Origin of the sequence: Microvirga calopogonii (assembly GCF_003347665.1) — a bacterium.
Lineage (GTDB): Bacteria > Pseudomonadota > Alphaproteobacteria > Rhizobiales > Beijerinckiaceae > Microvirga > Microvirga calopogonii.
The window spans coordinates 20,016-37,149 of the sequence record NZ_QDGA01000010.1 but is presented as its reverse complement, the minus strand read 5'-3'; the positions used below and the strand labels follow the sequence as shown (position 1 = coordinate 37,149).

The 17,134-nt window shown below is 64.6% G+C and carries 20 protein-coding genes and 1 riboswitch; of the genes, 7 read left to right on the top strand and 13 right to left on the bottom strand.

Annotated features, from left to right (window positions below; genetic code table 11):
• Nucleotides 1-51 precede the first annotated feature (51 nt).
• The 6 genes from DDF70_RS10990 to coxB all read right to left on the bottom strand — a co-directional run bounded on the left by DDF70_RS10990 (nucleotide 52) and on the right by coxB (nucleotide 5,337).
• Nucleotides 52-912, bottom strand: coding sequence for a cytochrome c oxidase subunit 3 (locus tag DDF70_RS10990; RefSeq protein WP_114944913.1), 861 nt, complete (start codon nucleotides 910-912; stop codon nucleotides 52-54).
• Nucleotides 913-980: 68 nt separating this feature from the next.
• Nucleotides 981-1,571 (bottom strand): cytochrome c oxidase assembly protein, encoded by a 591-nt coding sequence (locus DDF70_RS10985; RefSeq protein ID WP_114944912.1) that lies wholly within the window; start codon nucleotides 1,569-1,571, stop codon nucleotides 981-983.
• A gap of 7 nt (nucleotides 1,572-1,578) precedes the next feature.
• On the bottom strand, nucleotides 1,579-1,740 hold the full coding sequence (locus tag DDF70_RS37355; RefSeq protein WP_170316054.1) for a hypothetical protein: 162 nt from the start codon (nucleotides 1,738-1,740) through the stop codon (nucleotides 1,579-1,581).
• Nucleotides 1,741-1,744: 4 nt separating this feature from the next.
• On the bottom strand, nucleotides 1,745-2,701 hold the full coding sequence (locus DDF70_RS10980) for a heme o synthase (RefSeq protein WP_114944911.1): 957 nt from the start codon (nucleotides 2,699-2,701) through the stop codon (nucleotides 1,745-1,747).
• A gap of 133 nt (nucleotides 2,702-2,834) precedes the next feature.
• Nucleotides 2,835-4,454, bottom strand: coding sequence for a cytochrome c oxidase subunit I (gene ctaD, locus DDF70_RS10975; protein WP_114944910.1), 1,620 nt, complete (start codon nucleotides 4,452-4,454; stop codon nucleotides 2,835-2,837).
• A gap of 28 nt (nucleotides 4,455-4,482) precedes the next feature.
• The gene (gene coxB / locus DDF70_RS10970; RefSeq protein ID WP_114945001.1) at nucleotides 4,483-5,337 is read right to left on the bottom strand and encodes a cytochrome c oxidase subunit II; all 855 of its coding nucleotides are present in this window, start codon (nucleotides 5,335-5,337) and stop codon (nucleotides 4,483-4,485) included.
• A 315-nt stretch (nucleotides 5,338-5,652) separates the two neighbouring features.
• Between coxB and DDF70_RS10965 the strand changes: the two genes are divergently transcribed.
• Entirely contained in the window at nucleotides 5,653-6,165 is a 513-nt protein-coding gene (locus tag DDF70_RS10965; RefSeq protein ID WP_114945000.1) for an invasion associated locus B family protein, read from the top strand.
• A gap of 26 nt (nucleotides 6,166-6,191) precedes the next feature.
• Nucleotides 6,192-6,779, top strand: a complete 588-nt coding sequence (locus DDF70_RS10960) for a hypothetical protein (protein ID WP_162820340.1) — start codon at nucleotides 6,192-6,194, stop codon at nucleotides 6,777-6,779.
• A gap of 12 nt (nucleotides 6,780-6,791) precedes the next feature.
• Here DDF70_RS10960 and DDF70_RS10955 read toward each other — a convergent pair whose 3' ends face one another.
• Nucleotides 6,792-8,096, bottom strand: coding sequence for a hemolysin family protein (locus DDF70_RS10955; protein WP_114944908.1), 1,305 nt, complete (start codon nucleotides 8,094-8,096; stop codon nucleotides 6,792-6,794).
• A 171-nt stretch (nucleotides 8,097-8,267) separates the two neighbouring features.
• Nucleotides 8,268-8,358, top strand: a riboswitch (glycine riboswitch).
• 158 nt (nucleotides 8,359-8,516) lie between these two features.
• Between DDF70_RS10955 and gcvT the strand changes: the two genes are divergently transcribed.
• From gcvT to gcvPB, 5 genes are read left to right on the top strand one after another with little or no spacing between them, the layout of a single operon-like run.
• On the top strand, nucleotides 8,517-9,665 hold the full coding sequence (gene gcvT / locus DDF70_RS10950; protein WP_114944907.1) for a glycine cleavage system aminomethyltransferase GcvT: 1,149 nt from the start codon (nucleotides 8,517-8,519) through the stop codon (nucleotides 9,663-9,665).
• A 23-nt stretch (nucleotides 9,666-9,688) separates the two neighbouring features.
• Complete coding sequence (gene gcvH / locus DDF70_RS10945; protein WP_114944906.1) at nucleotides 9,689-10,063, top strand: glycine cleavage system protein GcvH; 375 nt, start codon at nucleotides 9,689-9,691, stop codon at nucleotides 10,061-10,063.
• A gap of 17 nt (nucleotides 10,064-10,080) precedes the next feature.
• Nucleotides 10,081-10,557: an OsmC family protein gene (locus DDF70_RS10940; protein WP_114944905.1), complete on the top strand. Its 477-nt coding sequence runs from the start codon at nucleotides 10,081-10,083 to the stop codon at nucleotides 10,555-10,557.
• Between the two features lie 19 nt (nucleotides 10,558-10,576).
• The gene (gene gcvPA, locus DDF70_RS10935; protein ID WP_114944904.1) at nucleotides 10,577-11,917 is read left to right on the top strand and encodes an aminomethyl-transferring glycine dehydrogenase subunit GcvPA; all 1,341 of its coding nucleotides are present in this window, start codon (nucleotides 10,577-10,579) and stop codon (nucleotides 11,915-11,917) included.
• Nucleotides 11,917-13,485, top strand: coding sequence for an aminomethyl-transferring glycine dehydrogenase subunit GcvPB (gene gcvPB / locus DDF70_RS10930; protein ID WP_114944903.1), 1,569 nt, complete (start codon nucleotides 11,917-11,919; stop codon nucleotides 13,483-13,485). The genes gcvPA and gcvPB overlap by 1 nt, the downstream gene beginning before the upstream one ends.
• Nucleotides 13,486-13,723: 238 nt before the next feature.
• Here the strand turns inward: gcvPB and DDF70_RS10925 are convergent, their stop codons facing one another.
• From DDF70_RS10925 to DDF70_RS10900, 6 genes are all read right to left on the bottom strand, one after another.
• A complete protein-coding gene (locus DDF70_RS10925) occupies nucleotides 13,724-14,374 on the bottom strand; it encodes an HAD family hydrolase (protein WP_114944902.1) in 651 nt (216 codons plus the stop codon).
• Nucleotides 14,375-14,441: 67 nt separating this feature from the next.
• Nucleotides 14,442-14,924: a F0F1 ATP synthase subunit B family protein gene (locus tag DDF70_RS10920; protein ID WP_170316059.1), complete on the bottom strand. Its 483-nt coding sequence runs from the start codon at nucleotides 14,922-14,924 to the stop codon at nucleotides 14,442-14,444.
• A 16-nt stretch (nucleotides 14,925-14,940) separates the two neighbouring features.
• Nucleotides 14,941-15,489 carry a F0F1 ATP synthase subunit B family protein gene (locus DDF70_RS10915; RefSeq protein ID WP_114944900.1) on the bottom strand — a complete coding sequence of 183 codons (549 nt, stop codon included), beginning with the start codon at nucleotides 15,487-15,489 and terminating at the stop codon, nucleotides 14,941-14,943.
• Between the two features lie 121 nt (nucleotides 15,490-15,610).
• Nucleotides 15,611-15,835 (bottom strand): F0F1 ATP synthase subunit C, encoded by a 225-nt coding sequence (locus DDF70_RS10910; RefSeq protein ID WP_009764739.1) that lies wholly within the window; start codon nucleotides 15,833-15,835, stop codon nucleotides 15,611-15,613.
• Nucleotides 15,836-15,890: 55 nt separating this feature from the next.
• Nucleotides 15,891-16,619: a F0F1 ATP synthase subunit A gene (locus DDF70_RS10905; protein WP_114944899.1), complete on the bottom strand. Its 729-nt coding sequence runs from the start codon at nucleotides 16,617-16,619 to the stop codon at nucleotides 15,891-15,893.
• Nucleotides 16,620-16,678: 59 nt separating this feature from the next.
• Nucleotides 16,679-17,050: an AtpZ/AtpI family protein gene (locus tag DDF70_RS10900; protein WP_114944898.1), complete on the bottom strand. Its 372-nt coding sequence runs from the start codon at nucleotides 17,048-17,050 to the stop codon at nucleotides 16,679-16,681.
• Nucleotides 17,051-17,134 lie beyond the last annotated feature (84 nt).

The window sequence follows — 17,134 nt, the reverse complement described above, 5'->3', positions numbered from 1 at the left end:
AGCGAAGGGCGGCTTGGAGCCGCCCTTGCTGAGTTCGATGTCGCTAGCGGCTTAGTGCCCGGCGGCGGCGTGTCCGCCGTAGCCCCAGACGTAGATGGCGGCGAAGAGGAACAGCCACACCACGTCGACGAAGTGCCAGTACCAGGCGGCGAACTCGAAGCCGAGATGCTGCTTGGGCGTGAAGTCGCCGCGATAGGCGCGCAGGAGGCAGACGGCCAGGAAGATCGTGCCGATGATCACGTGCGCGCCGTGGAAGCCCGTCGCCATGAAGAAGGTGGCGCCGTAGATGTTGCCTTTGAACCCGAAGGTGGCGTGGCTGTACTCGTAGGCCTGAACGCAGGAGAAGATCAGGCCGAGGATCACCGTGAGCCACAGGCCCGCCTTGAGGCCCTGACGGTCGTTCTCGAGGAGCGCGTGGTGCGCCCAGGTCACCGTCGTGCCGGAGGTGAGCAGGATCAGGGTGTTGAGCAGCGGCAGGTGCCAGGGATCGAAGGTCTCGATGCCTTTCGGGGGCCAGACGCCGCCCAGAACTTCCACGCGGGAATAAAGCTGCGGGTCGCCGGCATAGAGGGCGGCGTCGAAATAAGCCCAGAACCAGGCGGCGAAGAACATCACCTCGGAGGCGATGAACATCATCATGCCGTAGCGATGGTGAAGCTGGACGACGCGGGTGTGGTAGCCGGTGTTGGCTTCCTTAACGACATCGGTCCACCAGCTGAGCATGGTGTAGAGAACGCCGATGATGCCCGCGCCGAAGACGAAGGGGCCCAGATGCATGCCCGCGATGGCGATGTCCTTCCACCAGGTCACGAACCCGGATGCCATCAGGAAGGCGCTGACCGAGCCGATGAGCGGCCACGGGCTCGGTTCAAGAATGTGGTAGTCGTGGTTCTTGGCGTGGGCCTCGGCCATTTCGTGTCGTCTCCGTGCCTCGAATGTGAACTCGCTTTAAGACGTTTCCGCCCAGCTTGTCACGTCCCTTATTGAGCAATGGGTTTGGTGGATGATGTCACCTCCGCCACCGGCTTGCCCCCCTTGGAGGGAAAGTAGGTGTAGGAGAGGGTGAGGGAGGTCAGGTCCTTCACGTCGGGATCCTGCGCGAGGCGGGGATCGACGTAGAAGACAACGGCTGATTCCAGGGTTTCTCCCGGCTGCAGGGTCTGCTCGGTGAAGCAGAAGCATTCGAGCTTGGAGAAATAGGTGCCCGCCAGATCGGGCTGCACGTTGTAGGTGGCGATGCCCGTGCTCGGCTTGTCGCCCGTGTTGGTGACCTTGTAATAGACCGTGGTGGTCTCGCCGAGCTTCACCTTGATCTCGGGCTTCTCCGGGGCGAAGCGCCAGTTCAGGCCGGGCGCGACGTTGGAGTCGAAGCGCACGCCGATCGTCCGGTCCATCACCTCGGAGCCGTTGGTATCGCGGATGATCGGGGTGCCGCCGAAGCCGGTGACCTTGCAGAAGAGGTCGTAGAGCGGCACGGAGGCGTAAGCCAGGCCGACCATTCCCACGACGACGCCGACGCAGGCGAAGGCCGTACGGTTCATCTTGCGCTGGTGGTGAGATGTTTCAGCCATCTTGGTCTCACAGGGGCCGTTGCAGGACGCCAGGTCCCAGCTTTGCGAGGGTGATAGCGAAGAGAATGATGCAGAACGCCGCGAGCGTCAGGGCCAAAGCCACCGAACGCCTGCGGCGGCGCCTCTGCTCCTCGGGTGTCAGACGAACGTAGTCGATGCGGTCTGCCATTCGATCACCCGAAAACCGGCCGGAAGAAGCCGAAGCCGTGCTCCGCGAGAAGGGTCGCGAAGAGCAGGAAGAGATAGAGAATCGAGAAGCCGAAGAGATGCTGGGCAACGCGCATGGCGGGCTCGCCCTGGCGCAGGCGATAGACCTGCACGGCAAGCGCCAGCATGCCGAGGCCGCCGATCAGCGCGATGATGGCATAGGCCAGTCCGCCGAAGCCGAGAACCACGGGGGCGAGGCCGAGCGGGGCCAGGAGAACCGTATAGGCCAGGATCTGGAAACGCGTGGAATCGGGACCGGCCACGTTCGGCATCATGGGAATGCCCGCGCGCTCGTAGTCGCCCGACTTCACGAGGGCCAGCGCCCAGAAATGCGGCGGCGTCCACATGAAGATGATGGCGAACAGCACGACGCTGTCCCACGCCACATGGCCCGTGACGGCGGCCTGCGCGACGATCGGGGGGAGGGCGCCCGCCGCACCGCCGATGACGATGTTCTGCGGCGTCGAGCGCTTCAGCCACATGGAATAGACGACCACGTAGAAGAAGATCGTGAAGGCCAGAAGGCCGGCGGCCAGCCAGTTGCTGGCGAGCCCTAAGATGATCACGGAACCGGCGGAGAGCGTCACGCCGAAGGCGAGAGCCTCGCCCGGCTGGATCTTGCCGGCCGGGATCGGGCGCTTGCGGGTCCGGGTCATGACGGCGTCGATGTCCGCATCCCACCACATGTTCAGGCAACCCGACGCGCCGCCGCCGATGGCGATCATCAGGAGCGATACGAAAGCCACCACGGGATGAACGTCCGAATGGCTCACGACCATGCCGACGAGCGCCGTGAACACGACGAGAAACATCACGCGCGGCTTGAGGAGCGCGAAGAAGTCGGACACGTCGCCCTGCGAGAGGCCTGCCGTAGCAAGGTGCTCTGCGCGGTTATCGGCCAAACTGTTCGACATGGTGCTCATAACTGATTGATCTTCCGAAATGCCGTGACGAGGCCGAAAAGGCCTCCTGAAAGTCGGCTCCTCGCCGGAAGGCTTGTCAGTGCAAGCCCTCTGGGGAGGAGCGGGCGGCACGATGCCGCCCACTCGAATTGGCTTAGTGTCCGGTGTCGACGACGCGGGGAAGCGTCTCGAACTGGTGGAACGGAGGCGGAGAGGACAGGGTCCATTCCAGCGTCGTCGCACCCTCACCCCACGGGTTGTCGGCCGCCTTCTCCTTGCGGACGAAGGCATAGACCACGCCGCCGATGAAGACGAACAGACCGGCGAAGAAGATGTAGGAACCGATCGAGGAGACGAGGTTCCAGCCCGCGAAGGCGTCCGGGTAGTCCGCATAGCGGCGCGGCATGCCGGACAGGCCGAGGAAGTGCATCGGGAAGAACAGCACGTTGGCGCCGATGAAGGCGATCCAGAAGTGCAGCTTGCCGATCCACTCGGGCATCACGTAGCCGGTGATCTTCGGGAACCAGTAGTAGATACCGGCGAAGATCACGAACACGGCACCGAGCGACAGCACGTAGTGGAAGTGAGCCACCACGTAGTAGGTGTCGTGCATGTAGCGGTCGACGGGCGCGTTCGCCAGCACGACGCCGGTGACGCCGCCGACCGTGAACAGGAACACGAAGCCCACGGCCCACTGCATGGCCGCCGTGAAGCGGATGGAGCCGCCCCACATGGTGGCGATCCACGAGAAGATCTTCACGCCGGTGGGAACCGCGATCACCATCGTGGCGAACACGAAGTAGGCCTGGGTCTGGAGCGAGAGGCCGACGGTATACATGTGGTGAGCCCACACGACGAAGCCGACCACGCCGATCGCCACCATGGCGTAGGCCATGCCGAGATAGCCGAAGATCGGCTTCTTCGAGAAGGTGGAGATGATGTGGGACACGATGCCGAAGGCCGGCAGAATCATGATGTACACTTCGGGGTGGCCGAAGAACCAGAACAGGTGCTGGTAGAGCACCGGATCACCACCGCCCGACGGCTCGAAGAAGGTCGTGCCGAAGTTGCGATCGGTCAGCAGCATCGTGATCGCGCCCGCGAGAACCGGCAGCGACAGGAGCAGCAGGAACGCGGTCACGAGCATGGCCCAGGCGAAGAGCGGCATCTTGTGCAGCGTCATGCCCGGAGCGCGCATGTTGAGGATCGTGGTGATGAAGTTGATCGCACCCAGGATCGAGGCCGCACCGGCAAGGTGCAGGGCCAGGATGCCGAAGTCGAGCGCCGGGCCGGGATGGCCGACGGTCGAGAGCGGCGGGTAGACGGTCCAGCCGCCGCCGAAGCCGAGCGAGCCCGGTGCGCCTTCGACGAAGAGCGAGCAGAGCATCAGGCAGAAGGCCGAGACGGTCAGCCAGTACGAGATGTTGTTCATCCGCGGGAAGGCCATGTCCGGCGCGCCGATCATGATCGGGATGAACCAGTTGCCGAAGCCGCCGATAAGGGTGGGCATCACCATGAAGAACACCATGATGAGGCCGTGGCCGGTCACGAAGACGTTGAACGCCTGCGGATTGGAGAAGTACTGAAGACCCGGCTCCTGGAGCTCCAGGCGCATGCCGATGGACAGAAGGCCGCCGACGATGCCGGCCGTGAAGCCGAAGATGAGATAGAGCGTGCCGATATCCTTGTGGTTCGTGGAGTAGAACCACCGGCGCCAGAAGCTCGGGTGATGATCGTGGTGATCCGCGTGAGCGGCATCAGCTGCATGTGCCATGATGAGACCTCTGTGGTCCTTCTTACAATTACTGAGCGGTCGCGAACTTGAGCGGGGCGTCACTCTCGGTCGAAGCATACTTCTGCTTCGCCTCGGCGAGCCAAGCGGCAAATTGCTGCTCGCTCACGACGCGGATTTCGATCGGCATGTAGGGGTGGCCGTTGCCGCAGAGCTCGGAGCACTGGCCGTAATACACGCCTTCCTTCTCGGCCTTGAACCACGTCTCGTTCAGGCGGCCCGGGATCGCATCCACCTTGATGTAGAAGGACGGCAGGGCGAAGGAGTGGATCACGTCGGCGGAGGTGGTCTGAACCTTCACGACCTTGCCCACCGGGACGACCATGGCGTTGTCGGCGCCGAGCAGACGGGGCTGGTCGGGCTTCCGGTCCTTGGCCTCGGTGATCATGTTCGAATCGAATTTGAAGCCGCCCTGGTCGGCCGGGTACTCATAGCCCCAGTACCAGGAATAGCCCGTCGCCTTCACCACGAGGTCGGCCTGCGGCGGAACGAGCTGCTGGCGCAGGAGGCGGAAGGACGGGATGGCGATCGCCACGAGGATCAGAACCGGAACGATGGTCCAGGCCACCTCGAGGAGGGTGTTGTGGGTGGTCTTCGAGGGAACCGGGTTCTTGCTCTCGTTGAAGCGGGCAACGATCACGAGGAGCAGGGCCAGCACGAAAAGGCAGATCGCGGTGATCAGCCAAACCAGGTAGGTGTGGAAGTTGGACACGCTGTGTCCCAACTCGGTCACCATCTCCTGCATGCCCGTTTCCCATGGGGAAGGGCGACCGGCGGCGGCCCACGCCTCACTTATGCCCAACACAAGTGCGACCGCTGCCGTGGAGAGGGCGGTCACCGATCGACGTCCAGTCTCGATCCGCATCGGCGTTCCTAAGCTCCTAAAGATGTGATGGCCCAGGGCCATGAAAGCATCGGGGAAGGCGCGGGCGTGCGGAAAGCGGCGCCCGGCTTGCGCCATCACCTTTGATCTGCGTCAAAGATCACAGGACGCGCTCAAGCGCAACGGTAGAAGCGTTCCAAACTGTGCGTCATAACCGCCAAAAATCATTTCAGCCTTCCAAACGGCCTCTCTCGCTTGACATTGCGCCCTCTGCCATGGTCCCAACGGGCCAAAGATGGACCCGAAGCGGCTGCAGGCCGCGGCCCTTTGATTGAGGGTTAATGAATGGAGAAACCGATGGGCGCATCGCGATGGGCTCGCCATGGTGCGGCGGCAATCCTGGGGCTTTCGGCCCTGTTCGGCGCCAGCGGCGCCGGCGCTCAGGGCATGGTCAAGAACACCTACGGCGAGTGGCAGATGCGCTGCGAGACCCCGGCGGGTGCCACGACCGAGCAATGTGCCCTCGTGCAGAACGTCGTCGCCGAGGACCGTCCTAACGTCACTCTCGTCATTATTGTGTTGAAAACCGCCGACGGCAAAAGCCGCCTCCTGCGCGTGGTCGCGCCTCTTGGTATTCTGTTGCCGTCGGGCCTGGGCCTCAAGATCGACCAGACGGATATCGGCCGTGCCGGATTCGTGCGCTGCCTCGCCACTGGCTGCGTGGCAGAGGTCGTGATGGAGGACAACCTGATCAACCAGATGAAGACGGGACAGGCGGCCACCTTCATCGTGTTCCAGACGCCTGAGGAGGGGATCGGGATTCCCGTGTCCCTGAACGGATTTGCGGCCGGGTTCGACGCACTTCCGTAACAGATGAACAAGAAGGTGGGGCAATCATGAGAAACGGATTGAGCCGGAAAGCCGGGTGGGCGCTCGCGGCACTCGGCCTGTCGGCCCTGGCGGGCTGCGGCGCGCCGGGCGAGGGCGGCTTCGGCATGAGTGACATGCTGCTTACGGCTGGCACGCGCCAGGCGCCGGCCCAGGCGGCCGAGATCCGGGACGTATATTGCCCGACCATCGACGTGGTGGACGGCGGCGCGGCCCTCCAGGTCCGCGGGGGCGGCGAGGAAGGCTCGATCCGGAGTCAAGTCACCCTGGGCGATATCGCCCGCGAATGCATCGGCCAGCCGGACGGCTCGACCCTGGTCAAGATCGGCGTCGAGGCGCGGGCGCTCCTGGGCGTCGGCGGATCGGCGGGACGCTACGACGTGCCGGTTCATATCGTCGTGAAGGACGGCTCGACCGTCTTCGCCGACCGGTCCCGCCGGGTGGCGGCCGTCATCCCGGCCGGCCAGACCCAGACGACCGTGTCGGTGATCGAGGACGGCATCGTGGTGCCTCCGTCCTACGCCAACAGCTTCGAGATCGAGGTCGGCCTCGGCGGAGGCGGCCGCGCCGCCCCGAGCCGCCGGCGCCGCGGGTAAGCTTCATCAGTCTCAATAGAGAGCGGCGGCGCCCGCTCTCTGGTTGAGGGGAGCGGCCAGGACCTTGTCGATCCGGCGCTCGTCCAGGTCGATCACCTCGAAGCGCCAGCCCAGAGCGTCCACGTGCTCGCCCGTATTGGGCAGGTGCTGCAGCTCGCTGATCACCAGGCCGCCGACCGTGTGATAGCTGCGGGTTTCGGGCAGCGTGACGCCAAGGACTTCGGCCATTTCGTCGACCGGCATGGAGCCGGCGAGCAGCCAGGAGCCGTCCTCTCGCCGGATGGCGTCGGGTTCCGGAGCCTCGCCGTCGGACCGGAAGGCGCCGACGATGGCCTCCAGGGCGTCGGCTGGGGTCACGACCCCTTCGAAATGCCCGTATTCGTCATGGACGATCGCCATCGGCACCTCCGCGTCGCGCAAGGTGGAGAGTGCATCGAGAGCATAGAGGGTGTCCGGAATGACCGGGGCCGCCTGGACATGGCCCCGGATGTCCAGCGGCTGGCCCGCCAGCATGGCCGCGAGCAGCTCGCGGGACTGGACGACGCCGATCACGTTGTCGGGCGTCCCTTCGCTCACGGGCAGGCGGGAGTGTGGCGTCTCGATCAGCAAGGCGCGGATCGTCTCCTCGTCATCGTCCAAGTCGATCCAGTCCACGTCCGTGCGAGGCGTCATGAGGCCGCGTACCGTCCGGTCTCCGAGGCGCAGGACGCCCGAGATCATCCGGCGCTCCTCTTCTTCGATCACGCCGGCGCTCTCGGCCTCGCCGACGAGCATCTTGATTTCTTCTTCCGTGACCGTCGACGAATCGTCGGATTTGGCCCCCAGGAGGCGGAAGATCAGCCCTGTCGACGCGTTCAGAAGCCAGACCGCGGGAGCCGCGACTTTCGAGACCACCAGCATCGCCGGAGCCATGGTGCAGGCGATGCCCTCCGGATGGCGCAGGGCTAGTTGCTTGGGCACCAGTTCGCCGATGACGATGGACAGATACGTGATGGTGCCGATCACGAGGCCGTAGCCCAGGGGCTGAGCGACCCCTTCGGGCATGCCCTGGGCCAGGAAGATCTGGGTCAGCCGGTCGCCGAGCGCAGCGCCCGAGAAGGCACCGGCCAGGATGCCAACGAGCGTGATGCCGATCTGAACCGTGGACAGGAAGCGGCCGGAATCCTCCATGAGGGTCAGGGCCGTGTTGGCTCCCGAGCGGCCCTGCTCGGCCATGGCCTTGAGGCGGGCCCGGCGGGCGGAAACGATGGCAAGTTCGGAAAGAGCAAAGACGCCGTTGAGGGCGACGAGAGCAAGAGCGATGATCAGTTCGAGCAACGATGCGTGGAGCTGCCGACCGGATCAGGCCGCGCTTCTCCCCTTCTGTGACAGACGGCCCCTAAGATGGAGTGCCGGCGCCCTGCCGTCAATTAAGGCAGGGAGATATTCGATGCGGCCGCCTGCTTTGTTGACAGGATCGCATTTCCTCTTCAGAGCTAAATCCAGCCGATGATCCCCGCGGAAGAGACCGGACCTCAGGTCCGGCGCCGAAGGCGCAACCGCCCCGGAAACGCTCAGGCCAAAGGACCGCGCGGGAGCTGGCACTCTGGAAAGCGGCGACGTTCAACAAGCGTCGCCCACCGACGGGCGTAACCTGCCGCGGAAGCGGTCAGGGAAATCTCTCAGGTCTCGGGACAGAGGGGGCGCACAGCAACGGGCCGCAAGGCTCGATGGAACGCGCACCTTTGAGGGAACCCGATGGCCGAGCATGCGCATAGCGACGAGCCGCTCCTGCAGACCCCGCTTCATGCCCAGCATGTGGCCCTTGGCGCCCGCATGGTGCCCTTCGCCGGCTATGACATGCCGGTGCAGTATCCCACCGGTATCCTGACCGAGCACAACTGGACCCGCGAGCATGCGGGGCTGTTCGACGTCTCGCATATGGGCCAGGCCTTCCTCGTCGCCGAGGACAAGAACCACGAGACCGCGGCCAGGGCGATCGAGGCGCTGATCCCCGCCGACGTGCTGAACCTCAAGCCCAACCAGCAGCGCTATTCGCAGCTGCTGGCGGAGGATGGCGGTATCCTCGACGACCTGATGGTCACCCGGGTCGGCGCGCCCGGTCACGAAGGCTGGCTCTATCTGGTGGTGAATGCCTCGATGAAGGAGCAGGACTACGCTCATATCGAGGCCCGCCTGCCGAAGGGCGTCGAATTGCGGCGCAAGGACGATCTGGGCCTCATGGCGCTTCAGGGTCCCTCCGCCGAGGCCGTGCTCGCCAAGCTTGCGCCCGAGACCGCCGCGCTGCCCTTCATGATGTCCGCCGACGTGCAGATCGACGGCATCTGGTGCCACGTCTCCCGCTCCGGCTACACCGGCGAGGACGGCTTCGAGATTTCCTGCCACGGCAAGGATGCGCCTGCGCTCTGGAACAAGCTGCTCGCCGATCCGGAGGTGAAGGCCATCGGCCTCGGCGCGCGCGATTCCCTGCGTCTCGAAGCGGGCCTGTGCCTCTACGGCCATGACATCGATCCCACGACCTCACCGATCGAGGCCGGCTTGATCTGGTCGATCCAGAAGCGCCGCCGCGAGGAGGGGGGCTTCCCTGGCGCCGGGCGTGTCCAGCGCGAGATCAAGGACGGCGCCGCGCGCGTGCGCGTCGGCATCAGGCCCGAGGGCCGTGCCCCGGCCCGCGAGGGCACCATCATCACCACGCCCGACGGGCGCGAGGTCGGCATCGTCACCTCCGGCGGCTTCGGCCCCACGGTCAACGGCCCGGTCGCCATGGGCTATGTCGCGAAGGACGTGGCGGCCACCGGCACCGACCTTCATCTCATCGTTCGCGCCAAGCCGCTGCCGGCCAAGGTCGCGGCCATGCCGTTCGCTCCCCATCGCTACAAGCGCTGACATTTCACAAGAGGGAATTCACCATGACCACGCGCTACACCAAGGATCACGAATACATCCGCATCGAGGGCGATGCCGGCATCGTCGGCATTTCCGACTATGCGCAGAGCCAGCTCGGCGATGTCGTCTTCGTGGAGCTGCCGAGCATCGGCAAGACCCTGTCGAAGGGCGATGAAGCCGCCGTCGTCGAGAGCGTGAAGGCCGCGAGCGAAGTCTATGCGCCGGTCTCCGGCGAAGTCGTCGAGGTCAACAGCGATCTCGAGGCCTCTCCCGGCACCGTGAACGAGGATCCCGCCGGCCGCGGCTGGTTCATGAAGATCCGCCTTACCGACCAGAGCGAGCTCGACGGTCTCATGACCGAGGAGCAGTACCAGGAATTCGTGAAGTCGATTTCCTGACCAAGAGCGGCATGGCAATGGCGCACGAATACAAGGCGACGATCCGCTGGGCGCGGGGAGAGAACGAGATCTTCTCCGACAACCGCTACAGCCGCGGTCATTCCTGGAGCTTCGATGGCGGCATCGAGGTGCGGGGTTCCGCGTCGCCTTCCGTCGTGCCGTTGCCGCTCTCTCGGGAGGATGCCGTCGACCCGGAGGAGGCGTTCGTGGCGGCGATTTCCAGCTGCCACATGCTGACCTTCCTGTCGATCGCCGCCAAGAAGCGCTTCGTCGTCGACCGTTACGAGGACGAAGCGCTCGGGACCATGACCAAGAACGAAAGCGGCAAGCTCTTCGTGTCCAGGGTCACCCTGGATCCGACAATCGAATTCTCAGGCGACAAGGTTCCGACACCGGAACAGATCGCCGACATGCATCACCTCGCCCACAAGGAATGCTTCATCGCCAATTCCGTGCTCACGGAGATTGTCGTGGCGGGCATTCCCTCGCACTGACACACCCAAGGTTTTGCCGATGCGCTATTTGCCTTTGTCCGACACCGACCGCGGCGAGATGCTCGCCCGGATCGGCGTCAAACACGTCGATGAGCTGTTCGCCGACGTGCCGAAGAACCTGCTCCTGAAAGAGCCGGTGGATCTGCCGCGCCGCAAGGGCGAGCTGGAGGTGGAGCGCATCCTCTCCCGCATGTCGGCGAGGAACATGTCCGCCTCGTCCGTGCCGTTCTTCGTCGGTGCGGGGGCCTACAAGCACCATGTTCCGGCGACCGTCGATCACCTGATCCAGCGCTCCGAGTTCCTGACGAGCTACACACCGTACCAGCCGGAGATCGCGCAGGGCACGCTGCAATATCTCTTCGAGTTCCAGACGCAGGTCGCGGCGCTGACCGGCATGGATGTGGCGAATGCCTCCATGTACGACGGCTCCACCGGCACGGGCGAGGCGGTGCTCATGGCGCATCGCGTCACCAAGCGTCGCAAGGCCGTGCTCTCCGGCGGCCTGCATCCGCATTATACGGATGTGGTGAAGACGCTCTCCGACATGGCGAGCGACGAAACCGTCATCCTGGCGCCGGATGTGACCGGCACCGAGGACATCCTTTCCCAGATCGACGATACGACCTCCTGCGTCGTCGTGCAGTCGCCGGACGTGTTCGGCAACGTGCGCGACCTGAAGCCCATCGCCGACAAGGCGCACCAGCACGGCGCGCTTCTGATCGCTGTGTTTACCGAAGCGGTGTCGCTCGGCCTGCTGAAGTCGCCGGGAAGCATGGGCGCCGACATTGTCGTCGGCGAAGGCCAGTCCATCGGAAACGCGCTGAACTTCGGCGGTCCCTATGTGGGCCTCTTCGCCACCCAGTCGAAATACATCCGCCAGATGCCGGGCCGCCTCTGCGGCGAGACGGTGGACGCGGACGGCAACCGGGGTTTCGTGCTCACGCTCTCGACCCGTGAGCAGCATATCCGCCGCGACAAGGCGACGTCGAATATCTGCACGAATTCAGGGCTTTGCTCGCTTGCCTTCACCATTCACATGACGTTGCTCGGCGAGAAGGGACTTTCGCGTCTCGCCCGCATCAATCATGCCAATGCGGTGAAGCTGGCCGATCAACTCGGCACCGTGAAGGGCGTCGAGGTCGTCAACAAGACCTTCTTCAACGAGTTCACCGTGAAACTCGCCAAGCCTGCTGCTGAAGTCGTCGAGCGTCTGGCCGAGAAGGGCGTGCTCGCGGGCGTGCCCGTGTCGCGCCTCATGCCGGGTTCTGGCCTCGACAACCTGCTGCTCGTCGCTTCCACCGAAGTGAACACCGATGATGACCGCGCGGCCCTTGTCGCCGCCTTGAAGGAGGTTCTGTGATGTTGAACCGCCAGGGACGTCCCTCTTCCGCCGGAGAAGCCGGCACCACCGTGCATCCGACCTTCACCGGCAACAAGGCGCTCGCGCAGATCGAGCCTCTGCTCTTCGAGATCGGACGCTATGACACGACCGGCGTCGATTTCGATGAGCCGGAGGATTTCCAGCCGCGCCTCGGCGGCCTGGAGCGCAAGGAGGCGATCGGCCTGCCGGGCCTCTCTGAGCCCGAGACCATGCGCCACTACGTGCGCCTCAGCCAACAGAACTACGGCATCGACACGGGCCTCTTCCCGCTCGGTTCCTGCACCATGAAGCACAATGCGCGCCTCAACGAGCGCATGGCCCGCCTGCCGGGCTTTGCCGATGTGCATCCGCTGCAGCCGGTCTCGACCGTCCAGGGTGCGCTGGAGCTCATGAACGAGCTCGGGCGCTACCTGGTCACGCTTACCAACATGACGGCCGTCGCGCTGTCGCCGAAGGCCGGCGCCCATGGCGAGCTGTGTGGCATGATGGCGATCAAGGCAGCCATCGAGGCGAAGGGCGAGGGCGCCACCCGCAACGTGGTGCTCGTGCCCGATTCCGCGCACGGCACGAACCCGGCGACCGCCGCGCTCATCGGCTTCAAAGTGAAGCCGGTTCCGGCGCGGGAGGACGGCTCCGTGCATGTGGAGGACGTGAAGAAGCTGCTCGGCCCCGATGTGGCGGCGATCATGCTGACGAACCCCAACACCTGCGGTCTCTTCGAGCCGCAGGTGGCGGAGATCGCCAAGGCGATCCACGACGCGGGCGCCTATTTCTACTGCGACGGCGCGAACTTCAACGCCATCGTGGGCAAGGCGAAGCCGGGCGATCTCGGCGTCGACGCCATGCACATCAACCTGCACAAGACCTTCTCGACGCCTCACGGCGGCGGCGGTCCGGGCTCGGGTCCGGTGGTGCTCTCCGCGCGTCTCGCTCCCTTCGCGCCGGTGCCGTTCGTGCGCGCCGGCAAGGACGGCTTCGAGCTGGTGGAGCAGGAAAGCGATGCCGCTGAAAAGCCTTTCGGCCGCATGACCGCGTTCCATGGGCAGATGGGCATGTATGTGCGCGCCCTGTCCTACATGCTTTCGCATGGTGCGGACGGCATGAAGCAGGCCTCCGAGGACGCCGTTCTCAACGCCAACTACATCCGCGCAGGCCTGTCGGATCTCCTCTCGCTGCCGTTCGGCAACAAGCCGTGCATGCACGAGGTGCTGTTCGACGATGCATGGCTCAAGGACACGGGCGTGACCACGCTCGACGTGGCCAAGGCCATGATCGACGAGGGCTACCACCCGATGACCATGTACTTCCCGCTGGTGGTGCATGGCGCGATGCTGATCGAGCCGACAGAATCCGAATCGAAGTCGTCCCTCGACCTCTTCATCGCGACGCTGCGCGACCTCGCGATGGCGGCAAAGAGCGGCGACAAGGAGCGCTTCACGGGCGCACCATATCATGCACCGCGCCGCCGCCTGGACGAAACCCGCGCCGCCCGCAACCCGGTGCTGAAATGGACGCCGCCGGAGCCCGTGGCTGAGGCTGCGGAGTAAGCCCCTCGAAAACACAAATGCCCGGCCTTGTGCCGGGCATTTTCTTTTGGTCAAGTTCGCTGCTCATCCTGAGGCAACAGAGCAGAAACCTACCGCATGCCTCTCACGTCATGGCCGGCCTTGTGCCGGCCATCCCGATGCCGTGAAGCGCCGCGCTCTCCAGATGCGAGATCACCGGCACGGATCCCCGGATCAAGTCCGGGGAGGTGATGACGTGTGGAGGTCGTTGCTCCCCGTGCTATGCGCAGCCCTGCGCTGCTGCGCGCAAGTCTGCCATCCGATCGATAATCACGGTCGCTCCCGCCTGCCGGAGCTTGCCCCCATGTCCGGGGCCGCAATGCCCGCCGCCGGTAAAGCCGACGACCCTCATGCCGGCGGCAATTGCTGCCTGAACGCCTGCGACGGAATCCTCGATGACCAGGCAATCCTCAGGAGGCGTGCTCATCTGTTTCGCCGCATGAAGGAACAGGTCCGGTGCGGGTTTCCCGCGCGCGACCTGGGTCGAGCTGAAGATGTTGTCGAACAGGTCGGCAAGGCCCGTGACACGCAGCGAGAGGGCGATTCGTTCAGGGATGGACGACGAGGCCACGCACCGGGGGAAGGGGAGCGAGAGGATGGCGTCCCGCACGCCCGCGATGGGCTTCAGGTCGGTTTCGAAACGCGCGAACAGGGTCCGGTTGAGCCGTTCTGTGAAATCCTCGGGAAGCCTGATGCCGCGCTCCGATTCGATCCGGGCGATCTGGTCCTTGATGCTGACGCCGGTAAATTCGCGGGCCACGTCCTCGGCCGTGTAGGGGACGCCGCATTCGGTCAGGACCTCGGCGTCGATGCGGCAGCTCAAGGGCTCCGAATCGACCAGCACGCCATCGCAATCGAAGATCAGCAGCATTATCGTCTCCAAGCAAAAAGGCCGCCTCGGAGGGCGGCCTTGATAGGGTTCGTCCGGAACGACGCCGTTACTGCAGCTTCGCGCGCACGTCGTTGAGGCTTGCCGTCATGAGCGACGCGGCGGTGGGGCCCGTGATCTCGTCGCGCAGGACGCGCTCGGAGGCCTTGATGGCGGCGTCGACCGCTGCGGCGCGCACCTCGGCGGAGGCCTGGGCCTCGGCCTGGGCGATCTTCGCCTCGGCGGTGGCCGTGCGGCGCTTCACGAAGTCGGTCATCTTCTCCTGGGCTTCGCGGGCGAGGCGCTCGGCCTCGTCGCGCGCGGTGGAGACGATGTCGGCGGCTTCACGCTCGGCAGCCGCGCGCTTGGCCTCGTATTCCTTCAGGAGCCGCTCGGCGTCCTGGCGAAGGCGCGTGGCTTCGGCCAGCTCGTCGGCAATACGCTTGCCGCGAGAGTCGAGCTGGTTGAGCACCTTACCCGGGACGCCCTTGTAGAACAGGATGCCCCAGAAGATGACGAAGGCGACCGCAACCCAGAATTCAGCGCTGTGCAACATGGGGACCTCCCGATCAGGCCTTGATCTGGTTGAGAGCGGCTTCGACCTTCTGCGGGGCCGGAGCCTTGCCGGTCAGGCGCTCGATGATGGCGGAAGCGGTGTCGCGTGCGATGGCGTCCACGTGGCTCATGGCCTCGGACTTCTTCGCGGAGATCGTCGCCTCGGCGTCGGCGAGACGCTGATTGAGGTCGGCCTCGAGCGCCTTGCGCTTGGCATCGCTCTCGGCCGAGAGCTTGGCGCGGGTTTCCTGAGCGAGAGCCTGGGCACGGCCCTTGGCTTCGGCGAGGGCGCTCTCGTAGGCGGCGCCGGCTTCTTCGGCTCGGGATTTCATGGCGGCCGCGTTGTCGAGATCGTTGGCGATCATCGCGCGGCGATTCTCGATGATTCCGCCCAGACGCGGGAGAACCAGCCGTGAAAGCAGGGTGTAGAGCACCACGAAGGTGATCGCCAGCCAGAGGAGCTGACCGGCGTAGGTTTCCGTCTCGAAGGGCGGAAAGCCGATATCCTCGTGAGCGCCGCCGGGGGCCTCTGTTGTGGCGTGGTTCGTCTGAGCCTGAGCCATAGAGCAGATCCTATAGGATAAACGATCCTAGAAACAATGAATGACGGCGGTGGATCCGCCGTCACCCTTGTCGAGGCGAAGCGCTTGAGCGCGCCTCGACCTCCCGATCACCGTCTTGAGATTAGGTGAAGAGCAGAACGAGAGCGACGACGAGGCAGAAGATGCCGAGACCTTCTGCGAGCGCCGCACCGATGAACGCGCGGGCGAACTGGCCGTCGGCAGCCGACGGGTTGCGCAGAGCGCCGGAGAGGAAGTTACCGAAGATGTTGCCAACGCCCATAGCGGCGAGACCCATGCCGATGCAGGCGAGGCCCGCGCCGAGGAACTTGAAAGCAACCGGATCCATTGTGATCTCCTTGGGAATACTGTGATCGGGAGGGAAGGTGTAACTCAGCGCAGACCTAGTGGCCCGGGTGCAGCGCGTCGTTGAGGTAGATGCAGGTCAACACCGTGAAGACGTAGGCCTGCAGAGCGGCGACGAGGAACTCGAGCGCCATGAGGGCAACCGCCATGAGAAGCGGCAGCGGAGCGAGGATCGTCAGGGCGCCGCCGGCAGCCAGGAGGCTGACCACGAAGCCTGCGAAAACTTTCAGCGCGATGTGTCCCGCGAGCATGTTCGCGAAGAGACGCAGGCTGAGCGAGATCGGGCGCGAGAGGAACGAGATGAGCTCGATCACCACGATGAAGGGCAGGAGCCATGCCGGCACGCCCGACGGCACGAACAAGCCGAGGAAGTGGGTGCCGTGCTTCATGAAGCCGTAGACCACCACCGTGCCGATGACGAGCATGGCGAGGGCGAAAGTGACGATGATGTGGCTGGTGACGGTGAAGAAGCCGGGGATCATGCCCAGCAGGTTCGCCGTCAGCACGAACATGAAGAGGGAGAAGACGAGCGGGAAGAACTTCATCCCCTCCTTGCCCGTTGCATCGACCAGCGTGTTGGCGACGAAATCGTGCAGGACCTCGGCCATGGACTGGGCGCGGCCCGGAACGACGGCCCGCTTGCGGGTCGCCAGCAGGAGGCCGCCCACGATCACGGCGGCTGCGCCGATCATGAACAGGGACGAATTGGTGAAATTGATAACCGGAATGATGGGCTTGATCTGGAATTGTTCGATCGGGCTCGCCATGATCCGCTCTCAAAGTTCGATGTTATCAATTGCCGTTCGGCGTTCGAAGTCCTGGTCCGTCACCGCTTGTCGTCATACCGGGCGGATTTGACCATTCCGGCTGCTCGCATCAGATTGAGCATCCCGGCGCAGAAGCCGAGTATCAGACAAACGATCAGACCCCAAGGTGAAATCCCGAACAGGCGATCGACAATCCAACCTAAAATTCCCCCGGCTGCCACTCCTGCAACAAATTCAGCCGAGAGCCTGAAGGCTTGGCCGAGAGCGCTGGAATCGGACGTCGGGCGGGAGCGAGGTTCCGCTTCGGCTCGCTGCGCGGATGCTTGGGAGATCCGTGCGTCGAGCGATTGCAGTCTCGCTGACAGGTCGGCATCGTCGGCGCTGCCCGGTTTCCGCTCATTGTCTCCGTTCCGCTCGTTGGGGTCCGCCATTGCGATCTCCTTTGAAGCGTTGCGGGAAAATGCTTGGAAGCCCAGCCCCGAAAGCCGGGCGCACCATATGAGCGGGGGTCCACC

Excerpts from the sequence above, each read along its gene's own strand:
- DDF70_RS10990 (WP_114944913.1), bottom strand. The coding sequence starts at position 912 with ATGGCCGAGGCCCACGCCAAGAACCACGACTACCACATTCTTGAACCG.
- DDF70_RS10985 (WP_114944912.1), bottom strand. The coding sequence starts at position 1,571 with ATGGCTGAAACATCTCACCACCAGCGCAAGATGAACCGTACGGCCTTC.
- DDF70_RS37355 (WP_170316054.1), bottom strand. The coding sequence starts at position 1,740 with ATGGCAGACCGCATCGACTACGTTCGTCTGACACCCGAGGAGCAGAGG.
- DDF70_RS10980 (WP_114944911.1), bottom strand. The coding sequence starts at position 2,701 with ATGAGCACCATGTCGAACAGTTTGGCCGATAACCGCGCAGAGCACCTT.
- ctaD (WP_114944910.1), bottom strand. The coding sequence starts at position 4,454 with ATGGCACATGCAGCTGATGCCGCTCACGCGGATCACCACGATCATCAC.
- coxB (WP_114945001.1), bottom strand. The coding sequence starts at position 5,337 with ATGCGGATCGAGACTGGACGTCGATCGGTGACCGCCCTCTCCACGGCA.
- DDF70_RS10965 (WP_114945000.1), top strand. The coding sequence starts at position 5,653 with ATGGGCGCATCGCGATGGGCTCGCCATGGTGCGGCGGCAATCCTGGGG.
- DDF70_RS10960 (WP_162820340.1), top strand. The coding sequence starts at position 6,192 with ATGAGAAACGGATTGAGCCGGAAAGCCGGGTGGGCGCTCGCGGCACTC.
- gcvT (WP_114944907.1), top strand. The coding sequence starts at position 8,517 with ATGGCCGAGCATGCGCATAGCGACGAGCCGCTCCTGCAGACCCCGCTT.
- gcvH (WP_114944906.1), top strand. The coding sequence starts at position 9,689 with ATGACCACGCGCTACACCAAGGATCACGAATACATCCGCATCGAGGGC.
- DDF70_RS10940 (WP_114944905.1), top strand. The coding sequence starts at position 10,081 with ATGGCGCACGAATACAAGGCGACGATCCGCTGGGCGCGGGGAGAGAAC.
- gcvPA (WP_114944904.1), top strand. The coding sequence starts at position 10,577 with ATGCGCTATTTGCCTTTGTCCGACACCGACCGCGGCGAGATGCTCGCC.
- gcvPB (WP_114944903.1), top strand. The coding sequence starts at position 11,917 with ATGTTGAACCGCCAGGGACGTCCCTCTTCCGCCGGAGAAGCCGGCACC.
- DDF70_RS10925 (WP_114944902.1), bottom strand. The coding sequence starts at position 14,374 with ATGCTGCTGATCTTCGATTGCGATGGCGTGCTGGTCGATTCGGAGCCC.
- DDF70_RS10915 (WP_114944900.1), bottom strand. The coding sequence starts at position 15,489 with ATGGCTCAGGCTCAGACGAACCACGCCACAACAGAGGCCCCCGGCGGC.
- DDF70_RS10910 (WP_009764739.1), bottom strand. The coding sequence starts at position 15,835 with ATGGATCCGGTTGCTTTCAAGTTCCTCGGCGCGGGCCTCGCCTGCATC.
- DDF70_RS10905 (WP_114944899.1), bottom strand. The coding sequence starts at position 16,619 with ATGGCGAGCCCGATCGAACAATTCCAGATCAAGCCCATCATTCCGGTT.
- DDF70_RS10900 (WP_114944898.1), bottom strand. The coding sequence starts at position 17,050 with ATGGCGGACCCCAACGAGCGGAACGGAGACAATGAGCGGAAACCGGGC.